Origin of the sequence: Microbacterium sp., assembly GCF_031988965.1 — a bacterium.
Taxonomy (GTDB): Bacteria; Actinomycetota; Actinomycetes; order Actinomycetales; family Microbacteriaceae; genus Microbacterium.
Window position 1 is genome coordinate 1 of sequence record NZ_DALZXX010000215.1, and the last position, 431, is coordinate 431.

The window sequence follows — 431 nt, forward strand, 5'->3', positions numbered from 1 at the left end:
GTGCTGGCGACGAGCGTGCGCTACCTGCTGCAGCTGCTCGACGAGAAGGCGCCCGGCAACAGCGTCGAGGTGCGGGTGCCGCCGTTCGGTGCGGTGCAGGTCATCCAGGGGCCGCGGCACACGCGCGGCACCCCGCCGAACGTCGTCGAGATGGACGCCGCCACCTGGATCGCGGTCGCGACGGGTGCGGAGCACTGGACGGATGCTGCGGCCTCCGGTCGGGTCCAGGCCTCGGGCACGCGAGCAGACCTCGCCGACGTGCTGCCGCTGCGCCCCTGACCCGTCTCGCCTCGGCTCGGATCGACGCCATGTCGTCACGACAGTGCGCGAGGCTTGCGAAATTAGGGTCCACTTACTTAGGCTAGCCTTGCCTTAAGTTCCCGACGTTCCGGTCGGTGGAGCGCGCTTCTCGGTCTGCCGCCCGATGCGGG

1 protein-coding gene is annotated in these 431 nt (G+C 70.3%); it reads left to right on the forward strand.

Going from position 1 to position 431, the window contains the following annotated elements:
* On the forward strand, positions 1–279 hold a 279-nt coding region (locus tag RTM68_RS17740), incomplete at its 5' end, for a sterol carrier family protein (RefSeq protein WP_312173509.1).
* Positions 280–431: the final 152 nt, after the last annotated feature.